This window comes from Pseudomonas sp. 3MA1 (assembly GCF_029237275.1).
GTDB lineage: Bacteria > Pseudomonadota > Gammaproteobacteria > Pseudomonadales > Pseudomonadaceae > Aquipseudomonas > Aquipseudomonas fluorescens_AP.
The window spans coordinates 127,770-143,436 of record NZ_JAACFX010000008.1 but is presented as its reverse complement, the minus strand read 5'-3'; the positions used below and the strand labels follow the sequence as shown (position 1 = coordinate 143,436).

Sequence of the window (15,667 nt, the reverse complement as noted above, 5' to 3'; positions counted from 1 at the left end):
GGATCGCCGGAGCGGGCAGGGCGGAGCGTCCAGGCCGGCACACCACGGCATGGGTGCGCTGCCACAGTGAGGGGGGCGAGGTCATGCAGGCAGCGGCCATCGGGGCCGCCGCCTGCGCTGTGGGAAGGGGGCTGGCTGCCGGGGGCGTGAAGCCCCCGGCGGCTGTCAGTGACAGGGGCCGAGGTCGTTCCAGACCTTGCCGCTGAAGTCCGGCCCGGTGAACGCCGGGTTGCCCGGCTCCTGGCCTTGGGTCCACCAGCGGGCGAGGAAGAAGCGTCCGTTGTGGCTGACTTTCTGACCGCCCAGGTAGGCCGTGCTGCGCGTCCAGGCAGCTGTGCAGCCAGGCGCCGTTTGCGCCGGGGCGAGGACCGTGACGCTGTGCTCGGCGGTGGCGGTTTTCTGGCCGTTGTCCACGCTCAGGGTGAAGCGATAGCGGGTGTCTTGCTTGAGCTGCGGGGCGGTGAAGCTGATACGTGCGCCGTCGTAGCTGAAGTCCAGTGTCGGCGTGACTTGCCAGGCAAAGCTCAAGGCCTCGCCTTGCGGGTCGCTGGAGCCCGAGGCATCCAGCAGCACCGGGTCACCGGCGTTGGCCTGGCTGCGACCGCTGATCACGGCGACAGGTGGCAGGCTGGCCGCGACCGGCTTGAGGGCAACGGACTTGACCTCGTTGTCGGCACTGAACTCGCCTTTGGCCAGCAGCGCCCAGGCGCTGGTCGGGCTGTCCCCGCCATACACTTCGTAGCCCTTGATGTTGCCGGCGGTATCGTTGTTTTGCCGCGGCAGGTAGTTCAAGGAAGAGAAGCCCCGCTCTGCTCCGAGGTCGATGATGATCTCGTGGGGATAGCTGGCACTGCCCGAACTCCAGTACGAGTTTGGTTTGCCATCGACGAACCACAGGCTGTTGTCGATGCCGGAGGTCTTGCCGTTGACCGAGTGGACGCGCCAGCCGTCTCTGGGCAGCGGCTTGCCCTTGGCGTCGGCCAGCAGCAGTTCGGCGATGCTGGCGACTTTGCTGCCGTTGATCGACGACGTGGCGACAAAACGCAGGTAGCGAGCCTGGCTGGTTTCCTGGGTCTTGGCGAAGACATGGCCTTCAAGCAACTGGTCGCTGGCGCTCTTGTTCTTCTCGGCTCGTACCCCGACGTACCAGCGCCCGGGCTTGGGATGGCTCACCCCCAGGGCGACGCCATGGTTTTCCAGGGAACGGTAGTCATAGTCGCTGGCGGTGGGGCGGGCGCCGTGCTTGAGCAGCAGTTGCACCTTGCCCGCCCGTTCATGGCGCGGGCCGTGGTTGATCGACAACGCCAGGCGCTCGGTGCCCTCGGGAATATCCAGGGCCTGGTAGTGGATGACGTTCTGTTGCAGGTCGATGGACTTGCTCAGCAGTGGTGTGACCTGTTCGTGGTCCATGGGGATCACCGCCGGGCTATAGGCTGACATGCGCTGGGCGCCTTCACGCCACAGGCGAGCCATGTTGGCGCTGCCCAGTTGGCCCAGGGGCACGCCCTGGTTGTCCCTGACCTCCGGGTTGGAGTAGTAGCCCACGTGGTTGCCACACAGGATCGTGCCGACCCGGCCGTTGTGGTAGCCGAAACGGTCGCTGCTGCCATCCGGGCAATGACCGCCGCCGATGTTGTGCCCCACCTCGTGGCGAAAGGTGGTGGGCGACTTGATGTTGTTGATCGAGTAACGGCCATTGACATTGCCCCAGCCGAGCATGGTGTCGACCCCCGGGGTGCCGACGAAGAACCCGGTCACCAGATCGGGGCTGTATTGCCGCATGCCTTCGGCGAACAGGCTGCTGACCTTGCGCAGGGTTCCGTCGGAGCCAGCGGTGATCGGGTGATCCTCGGCAATCACCTGGGTGCCCACCAGGCGCAGGCGTACCCCTTCGATCTGTGACTGGCGCAACGCATGGTTGACCGAGGCGACCTGGGCCAGGGCGTAGGCTTCGTGGTCGCCGATATAGTCGGCGGCGGCCTGGGAGAAACCGGCCAGCAGGTCGATCACGGTTTCGCCCTGGGCGTTGCGATCGACCTGAAAGCTGCGCTGGCCGTCGCGGGTCTGCAGCAGGTTGGGCTCCTGGGCTTGCTCGGACTGCACATAGTCGATGTTGCCGGGCGCATGGGAGTGCCGGGTTTCGGCGGGGATCAGCGTCTGCTGACCATTGGCGTCGCCGCGGATGGTGGCATTGGGCAGCAGGGCGATGAAGCTGCCATCGCTGCGGGCGGTGACGACGACGTTGCTTTCGCCGAATGCCTGGCGAGCGGGCCCCTGGGCCCGGCCCACCAGGACCTTGATGTCCTTGAAGCGATCGTCCTGATCCAGGCGCAGGGCGCCGATGCTCAGGCCGGTGGCCTGGGTCAGGCGCTCGGTGCTGGCGGCAGGCGCGTTGCGCAGCCTGGGATCGGGGTTCAAGGCCTGGATGTCGATGAACGGCCCGCTGAGCGTCGCGGCACTATCAATGGCAGGCGTGGCGGGTGATGTCTCGTGGGCCAGGGCCGGGCTGGCCAAGGGCATGAGCAGGACGGCTCCCAGGCTGGCGGCGCGGATGGCGTCGGCCAGGGAAAGGTAAGGCAATTGGCGGTGGGGCATAACCACTCCAGGACAAGCACAGCGCAGTGCGACACCCGTATTGGCAATCGCTGGATGACGGGCGCTGATGAGATGGATTCGGGAGGTTTGCCGGCGCGCTGAATCTTATGAATCGACCTGGTGCTTGTACATGTCCGCCAGGCCTTTTCGGTCATGTACGAAGCCGCGGATGCACGGGAATGCCAAGCGGCGGTAGGGAAAGCAAGCGCTTAAAAGTGCGGTAAACTGCCGCCCATTGCCTTTCCAGTGCTGACTTTTTCCTACGGTACCCCCATGACATTCGCCACTCTTGGCCTGATCGAACCCTTGCTGCGCGCCCTTGAAACCCTCGGCTACCAGACCCCGACCCCGGTACAGGCGCAAGCCATCCCGGCGGTGCTGGGCGGGCGTGACCTGATGGCTGCGGCCCAGACCGGCACCGGCAAGACCGCTGGTTTCGCCTTGCCGCTGCTGCAGTTGCTGACCCTGGAAGGGCCCAAGGTCGACAGCAACTCGGTGCGTGCGCTGATCCTGGTGCCGACCCGCGAGCTGGCCGAGCAGGTTCACGAAAGCGTGCGTCAGTACGCCGAACACCTGCCGCTGCGCACCTACGCGGTGTACGGCGGGGTCAGCATCAACCCGCAGATGATGAAGTTGCGCAAAGGCGTGGACCTGTTGGTGGCAACCCCGGGGCGCCTGCTGGACTTGTACCGGCAGAACGCGGTGAAGTTCAGCCAGCTGCAGACCCTGGTGCTGGACGAAGCCGACCGCATGCTCGACCTGGGCTTCTCCGAGGAGCTCAAGGACATCTACGCGGCGTTGCCGAAAAAGCGCCAGACCCTGCTGTTTTCCGCGACCTTCTCCGACGCTATCCGCCTGCTGGCCGGGCAGATGCTCAAGGACCCGTTGAGCATCGAGGTCAGCCCGCGCAACGTCGCCGCCAACACGGTCAAGCAATGGGTGGTGCCGGTGGACAAGAAGCGCAAGCCGGAGCTGTTCAGCCACCTGCTGCGCAAGAACCGCTGGAAGCAGGTGCTGGTGTTCGCCAAGACCCGCAACGGCGTGGATGCGCTGGTGGAAAAGCTCCAGGGCCAGGGCGTGAACGCCGACGGCATCCATGGCGACAAGCCCCAGGCCACGCGCCAGCGTGCCCTGGACCGGTTCAAGGCCAGCGAGATCCAGATCCTGGTGGCCACCGACGTGGCGGCCCGTGGCCTGGACATCGAAGACCTGCCGCTGGTGGTCAACTTCGACCTGCCGATCGTCGCCGAGGACTACATCCATCGCATCGGTCGTACCGGCCGGGCCGGCTCCACCGGCGAGGCGATCTCCCTGGTGTGCGCCGATGAAGTCAACCTGCTGTCGGCGATCGAGATGCTCACCCGCCAGACCCTCAAGCGCCATGAAGAACAGGATTTCGAGCCCGAGCACCGGGTGCCGGAAACCGACGCCAGTGGCCAGGTGGTGAAAAAGCCGAAGAAGCCCAAGAAACCGAAAACTTCCGGCGGTGGCGGCAAGCGCAACCTGGGCAAGTGGGTGGACAGTGGCGAAGTGGCCGAAGCGCCAGCGGTGAAACCGGTGCGCAAGGTTCCGGCGTTCAACACCGGGCCGCGCAAGCGCAAACCTTAAAAGCAGCGGCAAGCTACAAGCTGTAAGCGGCAAGTTCAGGTGGGCTTGCAGCTTGCGGCTTGTCGCTTGAAGCTTGTGGCTTAACGCTTGCCGCTGCTTTTCAGCCATTCGAGCATGCCCAGCCCGGCCCGACGGCCGCTGGCAAAGCAGGCGGTCAGCAGGTAACCGCCAGTGGGGGCTTCCCAGTCGAGCATTTCCCCGGCGCAGAACACTCCGGGGAGGTGCTCCAGCATCAGTCGTTCATCCAGCGCTTCGAAGGTGACGCCACCGGCGCTGCTGATGGCTTCGTCCAGGGGCCGTGGGCGTACCAGGGTCAAGGGCAGTGCCTTGATCGCCGCCGCCAGGCGCGCCGGATCGTTGAAGGTGTCGGCGCCTGTCAGCTCCCGCAGCAACCCGGCCTTCACCCCCTCGATCCCCAACTGACTCTGCAGGTGCTTGGCCATGGAGCGCGAGCCACGCGGCTTGGCCAGGGCGGCCTGGACCTTGTCCCGAGGCTTGCCCGGCAGTAGGTCGATATGAACGGTGGCTTGCCCGTGTTGGTGGATGCTGTCGCGGATCGGCGCCGACAGGGCATAGATCAGGCTGCCTTCGATGCCGCTGGCGGTGATCACGCATTCACCCAGCCGGGGAATGTCGTCATTGAGGCCGATGGCCACGTTCTTCAGCGGCGCCCCGGCGAATTTGCTGCGCAGCAACTCGCTCCAGGCACTGACCTCGAAACCGCAATTGCTCGGTTGCAAGGGGGCGACCTGCACGCCGCGCTGTTGCAGCAGGGGCAGCCAGGCACCGTCTGAACCCAGGCGCGACCAACTGCCTCCACCCAACGCCAGCAGGGTGGCATCGGCCTTTACCGCGCCTTCGCCCTCGGGATGCTGGATGCGCAGGCTGCCGTCGGCATTCCAGCCCAGCCAGCGGTGCCGGGTGTGGATAACCACCCCGGCGTCGCGCAGGCGCTTGAGCCAGGCGCGCAGCAGCGGCGCGGCCTTCATGTCGGTGGGAAATACCCGCCCCGAGCTGCCGACGAAGGTGTCGATACCCAGGCCGTGAATCCATTGGCACAAGGCCTCGGCGCCGAATTCGCGCAGCAGCGGGGCGATGTACGGGGCCCGCTCGGCATAGCGCGAGAGGAAGGCCGGGTAGGCTTCGGAGTGGGTGATGTTCATGCCACCGACCCCGGCCAGGAGGAACTTGCGGCCCACCGATGGCATGCCGTCGTACAGGTCGACCCGAATTCCGGCCTGGCTCAGTACCTCGGCGGCCATCAGGCCGGCAGGGCCGCCGCCGATGATCGCGACGTGGTGGGGCGTGGAAGAATGCGATGCAGTCATGGCAGGGGCGGGGCTGAGGAAATAGGCCGGGCATTCTACCCGAGGTGCAGGGGGCTTGCTGGGTCGATGATGCCTGGTCAAAAACTAGACAGCGGGCTGCGGGCCTTGTGTCCCGTGGGCTGGCGCGACTTTCGCGCAGGTTGTCCACAGGCGGCTCCACAGGGATTGGGGGTAAGCGGCCCACGCCAGGATGACACCTTGATGAAACTGATCAAAAACTGGTCGATTGTCTGCAGGCCTTGCACTGCATGGGCTGTAGCGACTTTCGCGCAGGTTGTCCACAGGCGGTTCCACAGCGATTGGGGGTAAGCGCTACGGCGTCGCCGAACGCCCGCTGCGCCTGATCAAAAAACACACACCACGCTGAAAGCCCCGCCGATAGAGGGCTGTAGCGTGTTTCACGCAGCTTATCCACAGGCAGCTCCACAGGGATTGGGGGTAAGCGATCCACAACACTGTGACCGTCTGATGGCATTGATCAAAAAACAGACGATTGCTTGCAGCCCCCGATTAACAGGGGCTGGCGGGGCTTTCTCCCAGGTTATCCACAAGCGGTTCCACAGCGGATGTGGGTAAGGCCACTGGGTTCAGTAGCAGCCTGACGACTCCCAGACCCGCTGTGCACTGTGATGGAGGATGCCGTGGCGTCGGGCCAGGGCCTGGCGGTCCTTGCTGTAGCCGCCGCCGATCACGCCGAGCACCGGGATGTCGCGGCCCAGGCAGTGGCGCATGACCCGTTCGTCGCGTTCCGCCACACCGGCATCGGTGAGCTTGAGGTAGCCCAGGGCGTCGTCCTGGTGCACGTCGACCCCGGCGTCGTACAGCACCAGGTCCGGCTGATACAGCGGCAGCAGGTAGTTGAGGGTGTCGTCCACCACCTTGAGGTAGTCGGCGTCGCCCATGCCCATGGGCAGCGGGATGTCCCAGTCGCTCTGGGCCTTGCGCGCGGGGAAGTTCTTTTCACAGTGCAGCGAGACGGTCACCGCGTCGGGGGTATGTTGCAGGATCCGTGCGGTGCCATCGCCCTGGTGCACGTCGCAGTCGAAGATCAGCACCCGCCCCACGCGGCCGCTTTGCAGCAGGTAATGGCTGATCACCGCCAGGTCATTGAAGATGCAGAACCCCGCCGGGTAGTCGTAATGGGCGTGATGGGTGCCGCCGGCCAGGTGACAGGCCAGGCCATGTTGCAGCGCCTTTTCGGCCGTCAGCAGGGAGCCGCCGACAGCGCGTACCGTGCGCCGGGCCAGGGCTTCGCTCCAGGGCAGGCCGAGGCGCCGCTGGTCTTCCCGGGACAACTCGCCGCTCATGTAGCGTTCGATATAGGCCGGGTCGTGGGCCAGGGCGAGGATGTCGGCCGGGCACAACTCGGGGCGCAGCAGATCGGCGTCACGGGTCAGGCCGCTGTCCACCAGGTGGTCGCGCAGCAGGCGGAACTTGTCCATGGGGAAACGGTGTTCCGGCGGGAACTCCGGGCTGTAGTCGTCGTGATAGATCAGTGGCAATGACATGGCATTTTCTTAGAGGAACCCGTGAAGGATCCTACCAGCGATGTAGACTTGCACCCACGGAAACGGAGGGCCTGATGGAGCCAATACTGCAACTCGAAAGCGCGCGCCTGCTGCTGCGCCAGTGGCGTGACGATGATTTGCCGGCGTTTGCCGCGATGTGTGCCGATCCACAGGTCATGCGCTACTTTCCCGCGCCCTTGAGTCGCCTGGAAAGTGCCGCGCTGATCGGGCGCATACGCGGGCATTTCGCCGAACATGGCTTTGGCCTCTGGGCGCTTGAGCGTAAGGACAGCGGCGCCTTTATCGGCTTTACCGGGCTGCTGGAGGTGGGCTTCGAAGCGCCCTTTACCCCAGCGGTGGAAATCGGCTGGCGCCTGGCCCGGGAACACTGGGGCCTGGGTTACGCCAGCGAGGCGGCCTGGACTGCCTTGCGTTGCGCTTTCGATCGACTGGCCCTGGACGAAGTCGTGGCCTTTACCACCCGGGCCAACCTGCCGTCGCAGAAGGTCATGCAGGCCATTGGCATGCATCACGCTGCCCAGGAGGATTTCGAACACCCGAAACTCGCCGCCGATCACCCGCTGCGCGAGCATGTGCTGTACCGCATTACCCGCGAACAATGGCTGGAAACCTTGCATGGATAGCAGGCGCGCACGTTTAGAATGTGTCGACGAGATACCTGGCCCCAATTGATATCACCGCCGCAGCCGAGATTGCGCGGTGTTGCCCTGTGTGAGGAGAGTCTGAATGAGTCATGTGCTGGATGATCTGGTCGATCTGTTGACCCTGGAAGCCATCGAGGAAAACCTGTTTCGCGGTCGCAGCCAGGACCTGGGTTTTCGCCAGCTGTTTGGTGGTCAGGTGCTCGGCCAGTCGCTGTCCGCGGCCAGTCAGACGGTAGAGGAAGCACGCCACGTGCATTCCATGCACGGCTATTTCCTGCGTCCCGGCGACGCCGCCTTGCCGGTGGTCTACCAGGTGGATCGGGTCCGCGATGGCGGCAGCTTCAGCACCCGGCGGGTGACGGCGATCCAGAAGGGCAACCCGATCTTCACCTGCAGCGCTTCCTTCCAGTACGACGAAGAAGGCTTCGAGCACCAGAGCCGCATGCCCGAGGTGGTCGGGCCGGAAAACCTGCCCTCGGAGCTGGAGATCACCACCCAGCGCGCGCACCTGATTCCCGAGCACATGCGCGAGAAACTGCTGTGCCCCAAGCCCATCGAAGTGCGCCCGGTGACCGAGAAGGACCCCTACAACCCGCAGCCGATGGATCCGGTGAAGTACGTCTGGTTCCGCGCCGACGGCGCCCTGGCGGACATCCCGGCGTTGCACAAGTACCTGCTGGCCTACGCCTCGGACTTCGGCCTGCTGACCACCTCGATGCTGCCCCACGGCAAATCGGTGTGGCAGAAGGACATGCAGGTCGCGAGCCTCGATCACGCCCTGTGGTTCCACGCCGACCTGCGGGCCGATGACTGGCTGCTGTACGCCATGGACAGCCCCTGGGCCGGTAATTCCCGGGGCTTTTCCCGGGGCAGCGTGTTCAACCGTGCCGGGCAACTGGTAGCCTCGGTGACTCAGGAAGGGTTGATCCGTCATCGCAAGGATTGGGCATGAGTCTTTCAGAGATAAAACATTGGGTGTTCGACATGGACGGCACCCTGACCATCGCCGTGCATGATTTCGCGGCGATTCGCCAGGCGCTGTCGATTCCTCCGCAGGACGACATCCTCACTCACCTGGCGGCCTTGCCGGCGGACGAGTCCGCGGCCAAGCACGCCTGGCTGCTGGAGCACGAGCGCGACCTGGCCCTGGGTTCGCGCCCGGCGCCGGGGGCGGTGGAACTGGTGCGGGAACTGGCCGGGCGCGGTTATCGCCTGGGCATCCTCACCCGCAATGCCCGGGAGCTGGCCCACGTGACCCTGGACGCTATCGGTCTGGCGGACTGCTTTGCCGAAGCCGATGTGCTGGGGCGCGACGAGGCCCCGCCCAAACCCCATCCCGGTGGTTTGCTGAAACTGGCCGAGGCTTGGGATGTGGCGCCGCAGCGCATGGTCATGGTCGGTGACTACCGCTTCGACCTGGACTGCGGACGCGCCGCGGGAACGCGCACGGTGCTGGTGAACCTGCCGGACAACCCCTGGCCGGAGCTGACCGATTGGCATGCCCGGGATTGCGCGCAGTTGCGGGAATTGCTGTCGGTTTGAGTGGCGGGTCCTTTCGCCGGCAAGCCGGCTGCTACTGGAAGAGCGCCGCCTGACCTTCGGCTGAGGTGAACATCTTGTCGCCGTCGTGCCCGACCCCGGGCACTTCCACCAAACGTTGTGGCAAGCCTTGCGGGTGACGCCGCATCAGGTAGTCGAAGTAGTGGTGGCCGCGAATCAACCGGTAGGCGCCCTGGGCCTCGGCCGCGCAGCTCTTGTCCAGGGCCGGGTGGTTGGGGTCGATATCTTGCTGACCCAACAGGTAGGTGATGTCGCGCTGCGCATAGCCCTGTTCCAGCTGGGCCGGAGACTGGCCGGCCGCATAAGCCGGTAGCCGGTTCAGGCCGTATTTCCAGTCGTTGAAGCCCGGGCAACTGAGCGGCTCGACTGCCACCGGGCGCGTGGCATCGAAGTAGGCGTAGGACGACGGATTGGCGATCACGAAGCGCAGGCCGATGCCGAGTGCTTTCAGCTCGGGATGGTTGCCGGTGGTCAGGGCATAACGCTGCACTACCTGGGCGCCGCCGGAGTGACCGGCGATCACCACCTCCTTGAGTGCCGGAAAACGATTGCGCTCCTGCAGGCGCTGGAGGATGGCGTCCAGCACCGCATAGGCGCTGATGGCCACGGGACCGGCAGCAGGTTCGCCGGCCATCCAGTCATTGCCTTTCCAGCGCAGTAGCGTGTCCGGCAGCTGATGGCGGGCGATATCGCTCTGATTGAGAAACTGTGGGGCGATCACCAGGGTCGCGACGCCTTGCCCGGCCTGCTCGGCGGCGGTTTCGCCACTGTGCAGATAGGTCTGGGCATTGCGCAGTCGTCCATGGACGATGATCAGCACCCGCCGTACCCCGGGAAGCGGCTGGCGCCAGTCCTGGCTCAGGCCCAGGGCCAGCTGCCCACCCTCAAGGGCCAGGCGCTCGGGACTGACAACCTTGACTCCATGTTCCGCTGCCTGGGCACCGAGGCAGCCCAGGCACAGCAACGCCATCAGCAGCCGGCCCATCTACAGGCTCTTGGCGGCGAAGGTGTCGCACTGGCCGACCTGGCCCTGGCTGAAGCCGGTCTTGAACCAGCGCACCCGTTGCGCCGAGGTGCCGTGGGTGAAGGAGTCCGGCACCACCCGGCCCTGGCCTTGCTGCTGCAGGCGGTCGTCGCCGATGGCGTTGGCGGCGTTCAGGGCTTCTTCCACATCCCCCGGTTCCAGCCAGTTCAGGCGTTGCTGGGCGTGGTAGGCCCAGACCCCGGCCAGGCAATCGGCCTGGAGTTCCTGGCGCACCAGCAAGCCGCCGTCGCCTTCCATCTGCCGCCCTTGCTGGCGCGCGGTCTGCATTTTGGCCGAGACGCCGAGCAGGGTCTGCACGTGGTGCCCGACCTCGTGGGCGATCACATAGGCCTGGGCGAAGTCACCGGCGGCGGAAAAGCGCTGGGCCATTTCCCGGAAGAAGTCCATGTCCAGGTACACCTGGCGGTCGGCCGGGCAGTAGAATGGCCCGCTGGCGGAAGTCGCGGCGCCGCAGGCCGAGTTGACCCGGCCACGGAACAGAATCAGCTTGGGCGCCTGATACTGGCGACCGGCCTGCTGGAAGATCTGGCCCCAGGTGTCTTCGGTGTCACCAAGGATGGCGCGCACGAATTCCGCCTGCTCGTCGTTGGCCGGCGGTGCCTTGCGCGCCTGGGGGGTGGCCGGGGCCGAGGTCTGGCTGCTCTGGCCGAGCAATTGCCCGAGGATCTGCAGCGGGTCCTGGCCGGTGGCCCAACCGATGCCGACGATCAGCACGATCGCCGTCAGGCTCAACCCCTTGCCGCCGCCGAAACGCATGCCGCCGCCACCGCCACTGCTGTCATCTCGCACGTCGACGACGTTGTCGCTGCGCCGGCCTTTTTTCCAAAGCATGGGGGAGTCCTCGTTTTTTCTGCTGGTCAGTGTTGCTGGTGGTTCAGACCGGCGCCAGTCCGGTCGTCAGGGATTTTTGCGCACGCTACCATGGCCCGGCGCCGGATCGATCCGGTCCAGACTCATTCGGGGCTTGCTATTGAACATCGACACCCGCATCAAATTCCGTCACCTGGTGTGTTTTCTTGAAATGGCCCGCCAGGGCAGCCTGGCCCGAGCCGCCGATGTGCTGGCGGTGAGCCAGCCGGCAATGTCGAAAACCCTCAAGGAGCTGGAGGACCTGCTGGAAACCCGGCTGTTTGCCAGGAGCAAGGCCGGCCTCAGCCTGACCGAGGCCGGGCGGGCGTTCCTGCGCTATGCCGGGCCTTCGGTGCAGGCCCTGCGCGAGGGCGTCAGCAGCTTGCGCGGCGGCGAATATGCCGCCGGGCTGGTGCGCATCGGCGTGCTCTCCACCGTGGAAAGCCTGCTGCTGCCGGAGGTGATGCGGCGCCTGCACCAGCGGCATTCGGCATTGACCGTGAGCGTGCTGACCGGCCCCAGCGCCCATCTGCTCTCGCAACTGCGGGTCGGCGACCTGGACCTGGTGGTGGGACGCATGACCGAGAGTCCGGAGATCCACGGCCTGAGCTTCGAGCACCTGTACAGCGAATCCATGACCCTGGTGGCGCGCCCCGAGCATCCGCTGGTGGTCGGTCCCTTCACCCGTGACGCGGTCAGCAAATACCCCCTGGTGCTGCCTTTGGCCGGCACCAGCATCCGCAAGCACGCCGACAGCCTGTTCATTCAGTGCGCTATCGCGCCGTCGCAACAGCGCCTGGAAACCCTGTCGGTGGCCCTGAGTCGGCGCTACACCCTGTCCAGCGATGCACTGTGGATCGCGCCGCTGGATGCGGTGCGCCTGGATCTGGCCAATGGCGACTTGTGCGAACTGGACCTGGGCTTGCGCGAGCCCGGCGGCTCGGTGGGCATCTCCAGCAATGCCAGCTTGCCGCTGTCGCTGGCGGCGCAATGGGCGGTGGACGTGCTCCGGGAAGTGGGACGGGCCTATCACGAGGGCAGCTATCCATAACCTTTTGGTTATGGATCGCGGGCGGCTTTTCAATTTTCCCCGCGCCTGCTTTGTTTGAAACTGCGTCAGCTGCGCTCCATAAATCAAACAACAGGAGAACGACATGTCTGATGCAGACAGCAGTCGCTTCGTGATTCGCGACCGTAATTGGCACCCCAAGGCCCTGACCCCCGACTACAAGACCTCGGTTGCCCGTTCGCCACGCCAGGCGCTGGTGAGCATTCCGCAATCGCTCAGCGAAACCAGCGGCCCGGACTTTTCCCACCTGCGCACCGGGCGCTTCGACAACGATCTGCTGCTCAACTTCAACCACGGCGGCTTGCCGGTGGGCGAGCGGATCATCGTTTCCGGGCGAGTCTGCGACCAGTACGGCAAACCGATTCCCCACACCCTGGTGGAGATGTGGCAAGCCAACGCCGGCGGCCGCTACCGGCACAAGAACGACCGCTACCTGGCGCCCCTGGACCCGAACTTCGGCGGCGTCGGCCGGGCTCTCACCGACCGCGACGGCTACTACAGCTTCCGCACCATCAAGCCCGGCCCCTACCCATGGCGCAACGGCCCCAATGACTGGCGTCCGGCGCATATCCACTTCTCCATCAGCGGGCCGTCGATTGCCACGCGCCTGATCACCCAGCTGTATTTCGAAGGCGACCCCTTGATTCCGCTGTGCCCGATCGTCAAGTCCATCGCCAATCCGGATGCGGTGCAAAGCCTGATCGCGCGCCTGGACATGGGCAATGCCAACCCCATGGACTGCCTGGCCTACCGCTTCGACATCGTGCTGCGCGGCCAGCGCAAGACCCACTTCGAGAACTGCTGAGGAGCCCGCCATGCCTGTTCAACTGCTGCCTGAAACCCCCTCGCAAACGGCCGGCCCCTACGTGCACATCGGCCTGGCCCTGGCGGCGGCGGGAAACCCGACCCGCCCCGAGGAAATCTGGAACCAGATGGCCAAGCCCGATGCGCCGGGCGAGCGGATCCTGTTGATCGGCCATGTCTACGACGGCAACGGCCACCTGGTGCGCGACTCCTTTCTGGAGTTCTGGCAGGCCGACCATGCCGGGGTCTATGACCCGGTGTTCGACACGGAAAAACCGTTCAACTGCTTTGGCCGCACCGCCACCACCTTCGATGCCGGGGAATGGACCCTCAACACGGTCAAGCCCGGGGTGGTGAACAACGCGGCCGGAGTGCCCATGGCGCCGCACATCAACCTGTCGCTGTTTGCCCGGGGGATCAATATCCACCTGCACACCCGGCTGTACTTTGCCGATGAGCCGGAGGCCAACGCCCAGTGCCCGGTGCTGAACCTGATCGAGCAGCCGCAGCGCCGGGAAACCCTGCTGGCCCATCCTTGCGAGGTCAATGGCCAGCGTGCCTACCGTTTCGATATCCGCATCCAGGGTGAAGGCGAGACGGTGTTCTTCGATTTCTGAAGCATCGCCAAGCCAGGAATGGCCAGCGTTCGAGAATCCGCCCCCTGACGCCACACTGCGGTGTCAGGGGGCGTTTCGTTTCAGTGGTCGAAGTGGTCCCACACCGGAGCGAAGTCCGGGCTGACCTGACGCTGATCCTTGGGCAGGGCGGCGATCAGCGCCCGGTCGGCATCGTCCAGGTCAATCTTCAGGGATTCCAGGTTGGCCAGTTGGTTGGCCCGGCTGCTGGCCTTGGGAATCGCCGCGACGTTGTCCTGGTCCAGCAACCATTTGAGCGCCACCTGGGTCGGCAGCACGCCGTGCTTGGCGGCGATCTGCTGGATCTGGGCCACCTCCGACACCTTGTTGCGCGCCAGCGGGGTATAGGCGGTCAGCACCAGATCGCGTTCGCGGGCGTAATCCAGCAGGCCGCTCTGTCCCAGCAGCACGTGGTATTCCACCTGGATCGCCGACAACGGCGCGCCCAACCCTTCGATCACCCGGCGCAGCAGGGCCAGGGGAAAGTTGGCCACGCCAATGTGCTTCACCAGCCCCTGTTCCTTGAACGACACCAGGGTGTCGATGCTGCGCTCCAGCTCCCAGTCGCTGGCCGGCCAGTGAATGTGGAACAGGTCGATGTAGTCGGTTTGCAGAGCTTTCAGGCTGCGCTCCAGTGAGTGGCGCATGGCGGTGGGTTGCAACTGGTCCCACCAGACCTTGGTGGTGACGTGGATCTGCTCCCGGGGCACTGCGCTGTTGGCCAGGGCCAGGCCCACGGCCTCTTCGTTGTGGTAGGCCTGGGCCGTGTCGATGTGCCGGTAGCCCAGCTCCAGGGCTTGTTCCACGGCGCGGGTACATGCCTGGTCGAGCATCGGCCAGGTGCCCAGGCCGAGCTTGGGCATGTGCAGGCCGCTGTGGGTCAGGACCGGGCAATCTACGGTGTGAGGCATGGGCAATCTCCCTGTGGATAAAACAGCGCAGCCGGTACGACAGGCTGCGGCGATGGCGGGTGGTTGAGGCTTGGACAGCAGGGGCGGGCAGAAGATGCCCGGCCAATAGGGCTATGGGATGGTCGATTTGTGGAAGCTGGTTCCAAAAAATATACGGACTCGGCTAACCTGCGCACAAGGCGTTGTGCCGGGCTCCCAGGTCCGGCCGCGTCGATTCTGGGCGGTAATCGAACCTTGCCGCGCAGTTCCCCAACCGGCCCGTTGTCACTAGAATCGGCCAAATTTTGTCGGGACCCGACCATGGCTGGCAGTCAAATCGAACGCGTCTTCAGCGTTCTCGAACGTCTTACCGGTGATCCTCGCGGCCTGCCATTGCAGACCCTGGCGGAACAGCTGGAGATTCCCAAGAGTGCAACCCATCGCCTGCTGGCGGAGTTGATTCGCCTGGGCTACGTGCGCCAGAACCCGGACAACCTGCGCTACCAGCTGTCCACCCGGCTGGTGGCCATGGGCTTTCGCTACCTTTCGGTCAGCGGCGCCGACATTGTCCAGCCGGTGCTCGATCGCCTGGCCCAGGAGTCCGGCGAGCTGGTGCGCCTGGGGGTGATCGAGGGCGAGCGCCAGACCTGGATCGCCAAGTCCCAGGGCGCCCGATCCGGCCTGCGCTACGACCCGGACATGGGCCGCGAGGCGCCGTTGTTCTATACCGCTTCCGGGCATGCCTGGCTGGCCACCCTGAGCGATGCCGAGGCCTTGTCGCTGGTGGAGCGCCAGGGCGTGGAACCTCCGGCGGACCTGGGACCGAATGCCCCCCGCTCGAACATCGAGTTGCTCGAACGCCTGCGCCTGGCCCGCGAGCAGGGCTATGCCTGGGTCGAGGAAAGCTCGGCGGTCGGCACCTCGGCGATTGCCGCCGTGGTGCGCCACCCCATCGATGGCCGGGTGGTGGGCGTGCTCAGCATCGCCGGTCCCAGCGCGCGCCTGCCGTTGGCGCGGCTGCATGAGCTGGCGCCACTGTTGTTGCAGTTTGCCGAGGAACTGTCGGCCGCCAGCCAGGCTTCCGAACTGTTCAACCTGTAGCCGCTGCCGA

General features: G+C 65.4%; 14 protein-coding genes. 8 read left to right on the top strand and 6 right to left on the bottom strand.

Features of this window, described 5'->3' with window-relative positions; all coding sequences use genetic code 11:
- Positions 1-165: 165 nt before the first annotated feature.
- The gene (locus GWQ44_RS21355) at positions 166-2,595 is read right to left on the bottom strand and encodes a discoidin domain-containing protein (protein ID WP_275928229.1); all 2,430 of its coding nucleotides are present in this window, start codon (positions 2,593-2,595) and stop codon (positions 166-168) included.
- A gap of 273 nt (positions 2,596-2,868) precedes the next feature.
- On the opposite strand from GWQ44_RS21355, the gene GWQ44_RS21350 reads away from it, so the two are divergent.
- Positions 2,869-4,203, top strand: a complete 1,335-nt coding sequence (locus GWQ44_RS21350) for a DEAD/DEAH box helicase (RefSeq protein ID WP_016963839.1) — start codon at positions 2,869-2,871, stop codon at positions 4,201-4,203.
- Between the two features lie 80 nt (positions 4,204-4,283).
- Here the strand turns inward: GWQ44_RS21350 and GWQ44_RS21345 are convergent, their stop codons facing one another.
- Positions 4,284-5,531: a TIGR03862 family flavoprotein gene (locus tag GWQ44_RS21345; RefSeq protein ID WP_275928228.1), complete on the bottom strand. Its 1,248-nt coding sequence runs from the start codon at positions 5,529-5,531 to the stop codon at positions 4,284-4,286.
- Positions 5,532-6,118: 587 nt separating this feature from the next.
- Positions 6,119-7,039, bottom strand: a complete 921-nt coding sequence (locus GWQ44_RS21340; protein WP_047306206.1) for a histone deacetylase — start codon at positions 7,037-7,039, stop codon at positions 6,119-6,121.
- 74 nt (positions 7,040-7,113) lie between these two features.
- Between GWQ44_RS21340 and GWQ44_RS21335 the strand changes: the two genes are divergently transcribed.
- From GWQ44_RS21335 to GWQ44_RS21325, 3 genes are all read left to right on the top strand, one after another.
- Positions 7,114-7,683, top strand: coding sequence for a GNAT family N-acetyltransferase (locus GWQ44_RS21335; RefSeq protein WP_016963842.1), 570 nt, complete (start codon positions 7,114-7,116; stop codon positions 7,681-7,683).
- A 103-nt stretch (positions 7,684-7,786) separates the two neighbouring features.
- The gene (gene tesB / locus GWQ44_RS21330; protein WP_016963843.1) at positions 7,787-8,656 is read left to right on the top strand and encodes an acyl-CoA thioesterase II; all 870 of its coding nucleotides are present in this window, start codon (positions 7,787-7,789) and stop codon (positions 8,654-8,656) included.
- Positions 8,653-9,246 carry an HAD family hydrolase gene (locus GWQ44_RS21325; RefSeq protein WP_275928227.1) on the top strand — a complete coding sequence of 198 codons (594 nt, stop codon included), beginning with the start codon at positions 8,653-8,655 and terminating at the stop codon, positions 9,244-9,246. The genes tesB and GWQ44_RS21325 overlap by 4 nt, the downstream gene beginning before the upstream one ends.
- A 31-nt stretch (positions 9,247-9,277) precedes the next feature.
- Here GWQ44_RS21325 and GWQ44_RS21320 read toward each other — a convergent pair whose 3' ends face one another.
- Both GWQ44_RS21320 and GWQ44_RS21315 read right to left on the bottom strand, forming a co-directional pair.
- Positions 9,278-10,249, bottom strand: a complete 972-nt coding sequence (locus tag GWQ44_RS21320) for an alpha/beta hydrolase (protein ID WP_275928226.1) — start codon at positions 10,247-10,249, stop codon at positions 9,278-9,280.
- A complete protein-coding gene (locus GWQ44_RS21315; protein WP_199010966.1) occupies positions 10,250-11,140 on the bottom strand; it encodes a neutral zinc metallopeptidase in 891 nt (296 codons plus the stop codon).
- Positions 11,141-11,279: 139 nt separating this feature from the next.
- Here GWQ44_RS21315 and pcaQ point away from each other — a divergent pair, with 139 nt between their 5' ends.
- The 3 genes from pcaQ to pcaG all read left to right on the top strand — a co-directional run bounded on the left by pcaQ (position 11,280) and on the right by pcaG (position 13,648).
- Positions 11,280-12,209 (top strand): pca operon transcription factor PcaQ, encoded by a 930-nt coding sequence (pcaQ, locus tag GWQ44_RS21310; protein WP_179599644.1) that lies wholly within the window; start codon positions 11,280-11,282, stop codon positions 12,207-12,209.
- A gap of 103 nt (positions 12,210-12,312) precedes the next feature.
- Positions 12,313-13,032: a protocatechuate 3,4-dioxygenase subunit beta gene (gene pcaH / locus GWQ44_RS21305; RefSeq protein WP_016963847.1), complete on the top strand. Its 720-nt coding sequence runs from the start codon at positions 12,313-12,315 to the stop codon at positions 13,030-13,032.
- Positions 13,033-13,042: 10 nt separating this feature from the next.
- Positions 13,043-13,648 (top strand): protocatechuate 3,4-dioxygenase subunit alpha, encoded by a 606-nt coding sequence (gene pcaG, locus GWQ44_RS21300; protein ID WP_016963848.1) that lies wholly within the window; start codon positions 13,043-13,045, stop codon positions 13,646-13,648.
- Between the two features lie 80 nt (positions 13,649-13,728).
- Here pcaG and GWQ44_RS21295 read toward each other — a convergent pair whose 3' ends face one another.
- Positions 13,729-14,577 (bottom strand): aldo/keto reductase, encoded by an 849-nt coding sequence (locus tag GWQ44_RS21295; protein ID WP_275928225.1) that lies wholly within the window; start codon positions 14,575-14,577, stop codon positions 13,729-13,731.
- Between the two features lie 300 nt (positions 14,578-14,877).
- Here GWQ44_RS21295 and GWQ44_RS21290 point away from each other — a divergent pair, with 300 nt between their 5' ends.
- A complete protein-coding gene (locus GWQ44_RS21290; protein WP_016966407.1) occupies positions 14,878-15,657 on the top strand; it encodes an IclR family transcriptional regulator in 780 nt (259 codons plus the stop codon).
- Positions 15,658-15,667: the final 10 nt, after the last annotated feature.

What these genes read in the sequence shown, in the direction of transcription:
- pcaG (WP_016963848.1), top strand. Translation starts at nt 13,043, where the DNA reads ATGCCTGTTCAACTGCTGCCTGAAACCCCCTCGCAAACGGCCGGCCCC.
- GWQ44_RS21355 (WP_275928229.1), bottom strand. Translation starts at nt 2,595, where the DNA reads ATGCCCCACCGCCAATTGCCTTACCTTTCCCTGGCCGACGCCATCCGC.
- GWQ44_RS21290 (WP_016966407.1), top strand. Translation starts at nt 14,878, where the DNA reads ATGGCTGGCAGTCAAATCGAACGCGTCTTCAGCGTTCTCGAACGTCTT.
- tesB (WP_016963843.1), top strand. Translation starts at nt 7,787, where the DNA reads ATGAGTCATGTGCTGGATGATCTGGTCGATCTGTTGACCCTGGAAGCC.
- GWQ44_RS21345 (WP_275928228.1), bottom strand. Translation starts at nt 5,531, where the DNA reads ATGACTGCATCGCATTCTTCCACGCCCCACCACGTCGCGATCATCGGC.
- GWQ44_RS21320 (WP_275928226.1), bottom strand. Translation starts at nt 10,249, where the DNA reads ATGGGCCGGCTGCTGATGGCGTTGCTGTGCCTGGGCTGCCTCGGTGCC.
- GWQ44_RS21315 (WP_199010966.1), bottom strand. Translation starts at nt 11,140, where the DNA reads ATGCTTTGGAAAAAAGGCCGGCGCAGCGACAACGTCGTCGACGTGCGA.
- GWQ44_RS21325 (WP_275928227.1), top strand. Translation starts at nt 8,653, where the DNA reads ATGAGTCTTTCAGAGATAAAACATTGGGTGTTCGACATGGACGGCACC.
- GWQ44_RS21350 (WP_016963839.1), top strand. Translation starts at nt 2,869, where the DNA reads ATGACATTCGCCACTCTTGGCCTGATCGAACCCTTGCTGCGCGCCCTT.
- GWQ44_RS21295 (WP_275928225.1), bottom strand. Translation starts at nt 14,577, where the DNA reads ATGCCTCACACCGTAGATTGCCCGGTCCTGACCCACAGCGGCCTGCAC.
- GWQ44_RS21335 (WP_016963842.1), top strand. Translation starts at nt 7,114, where the DNA reads ATGGAGCCAATACTGCAACTCGAAAGCGCGCGCCTGCTGCTGCGCCAG.
- pcaH (WP_016963847.1), top strand. Translation starts at nt 12,313, where the DNA reads ATGTCTGATGCAGACAGCAGTCGCTTCGTGATTCGCGACCGTAATTGG.
- GWQ44_RS21340 (WP_047306206.1), bottom strand. Translation starts at nt 7,039, where the DNA reads ATGTCATTGCCACTGATCTATCACGACGACTACAGCCCGGAGTTCCCG.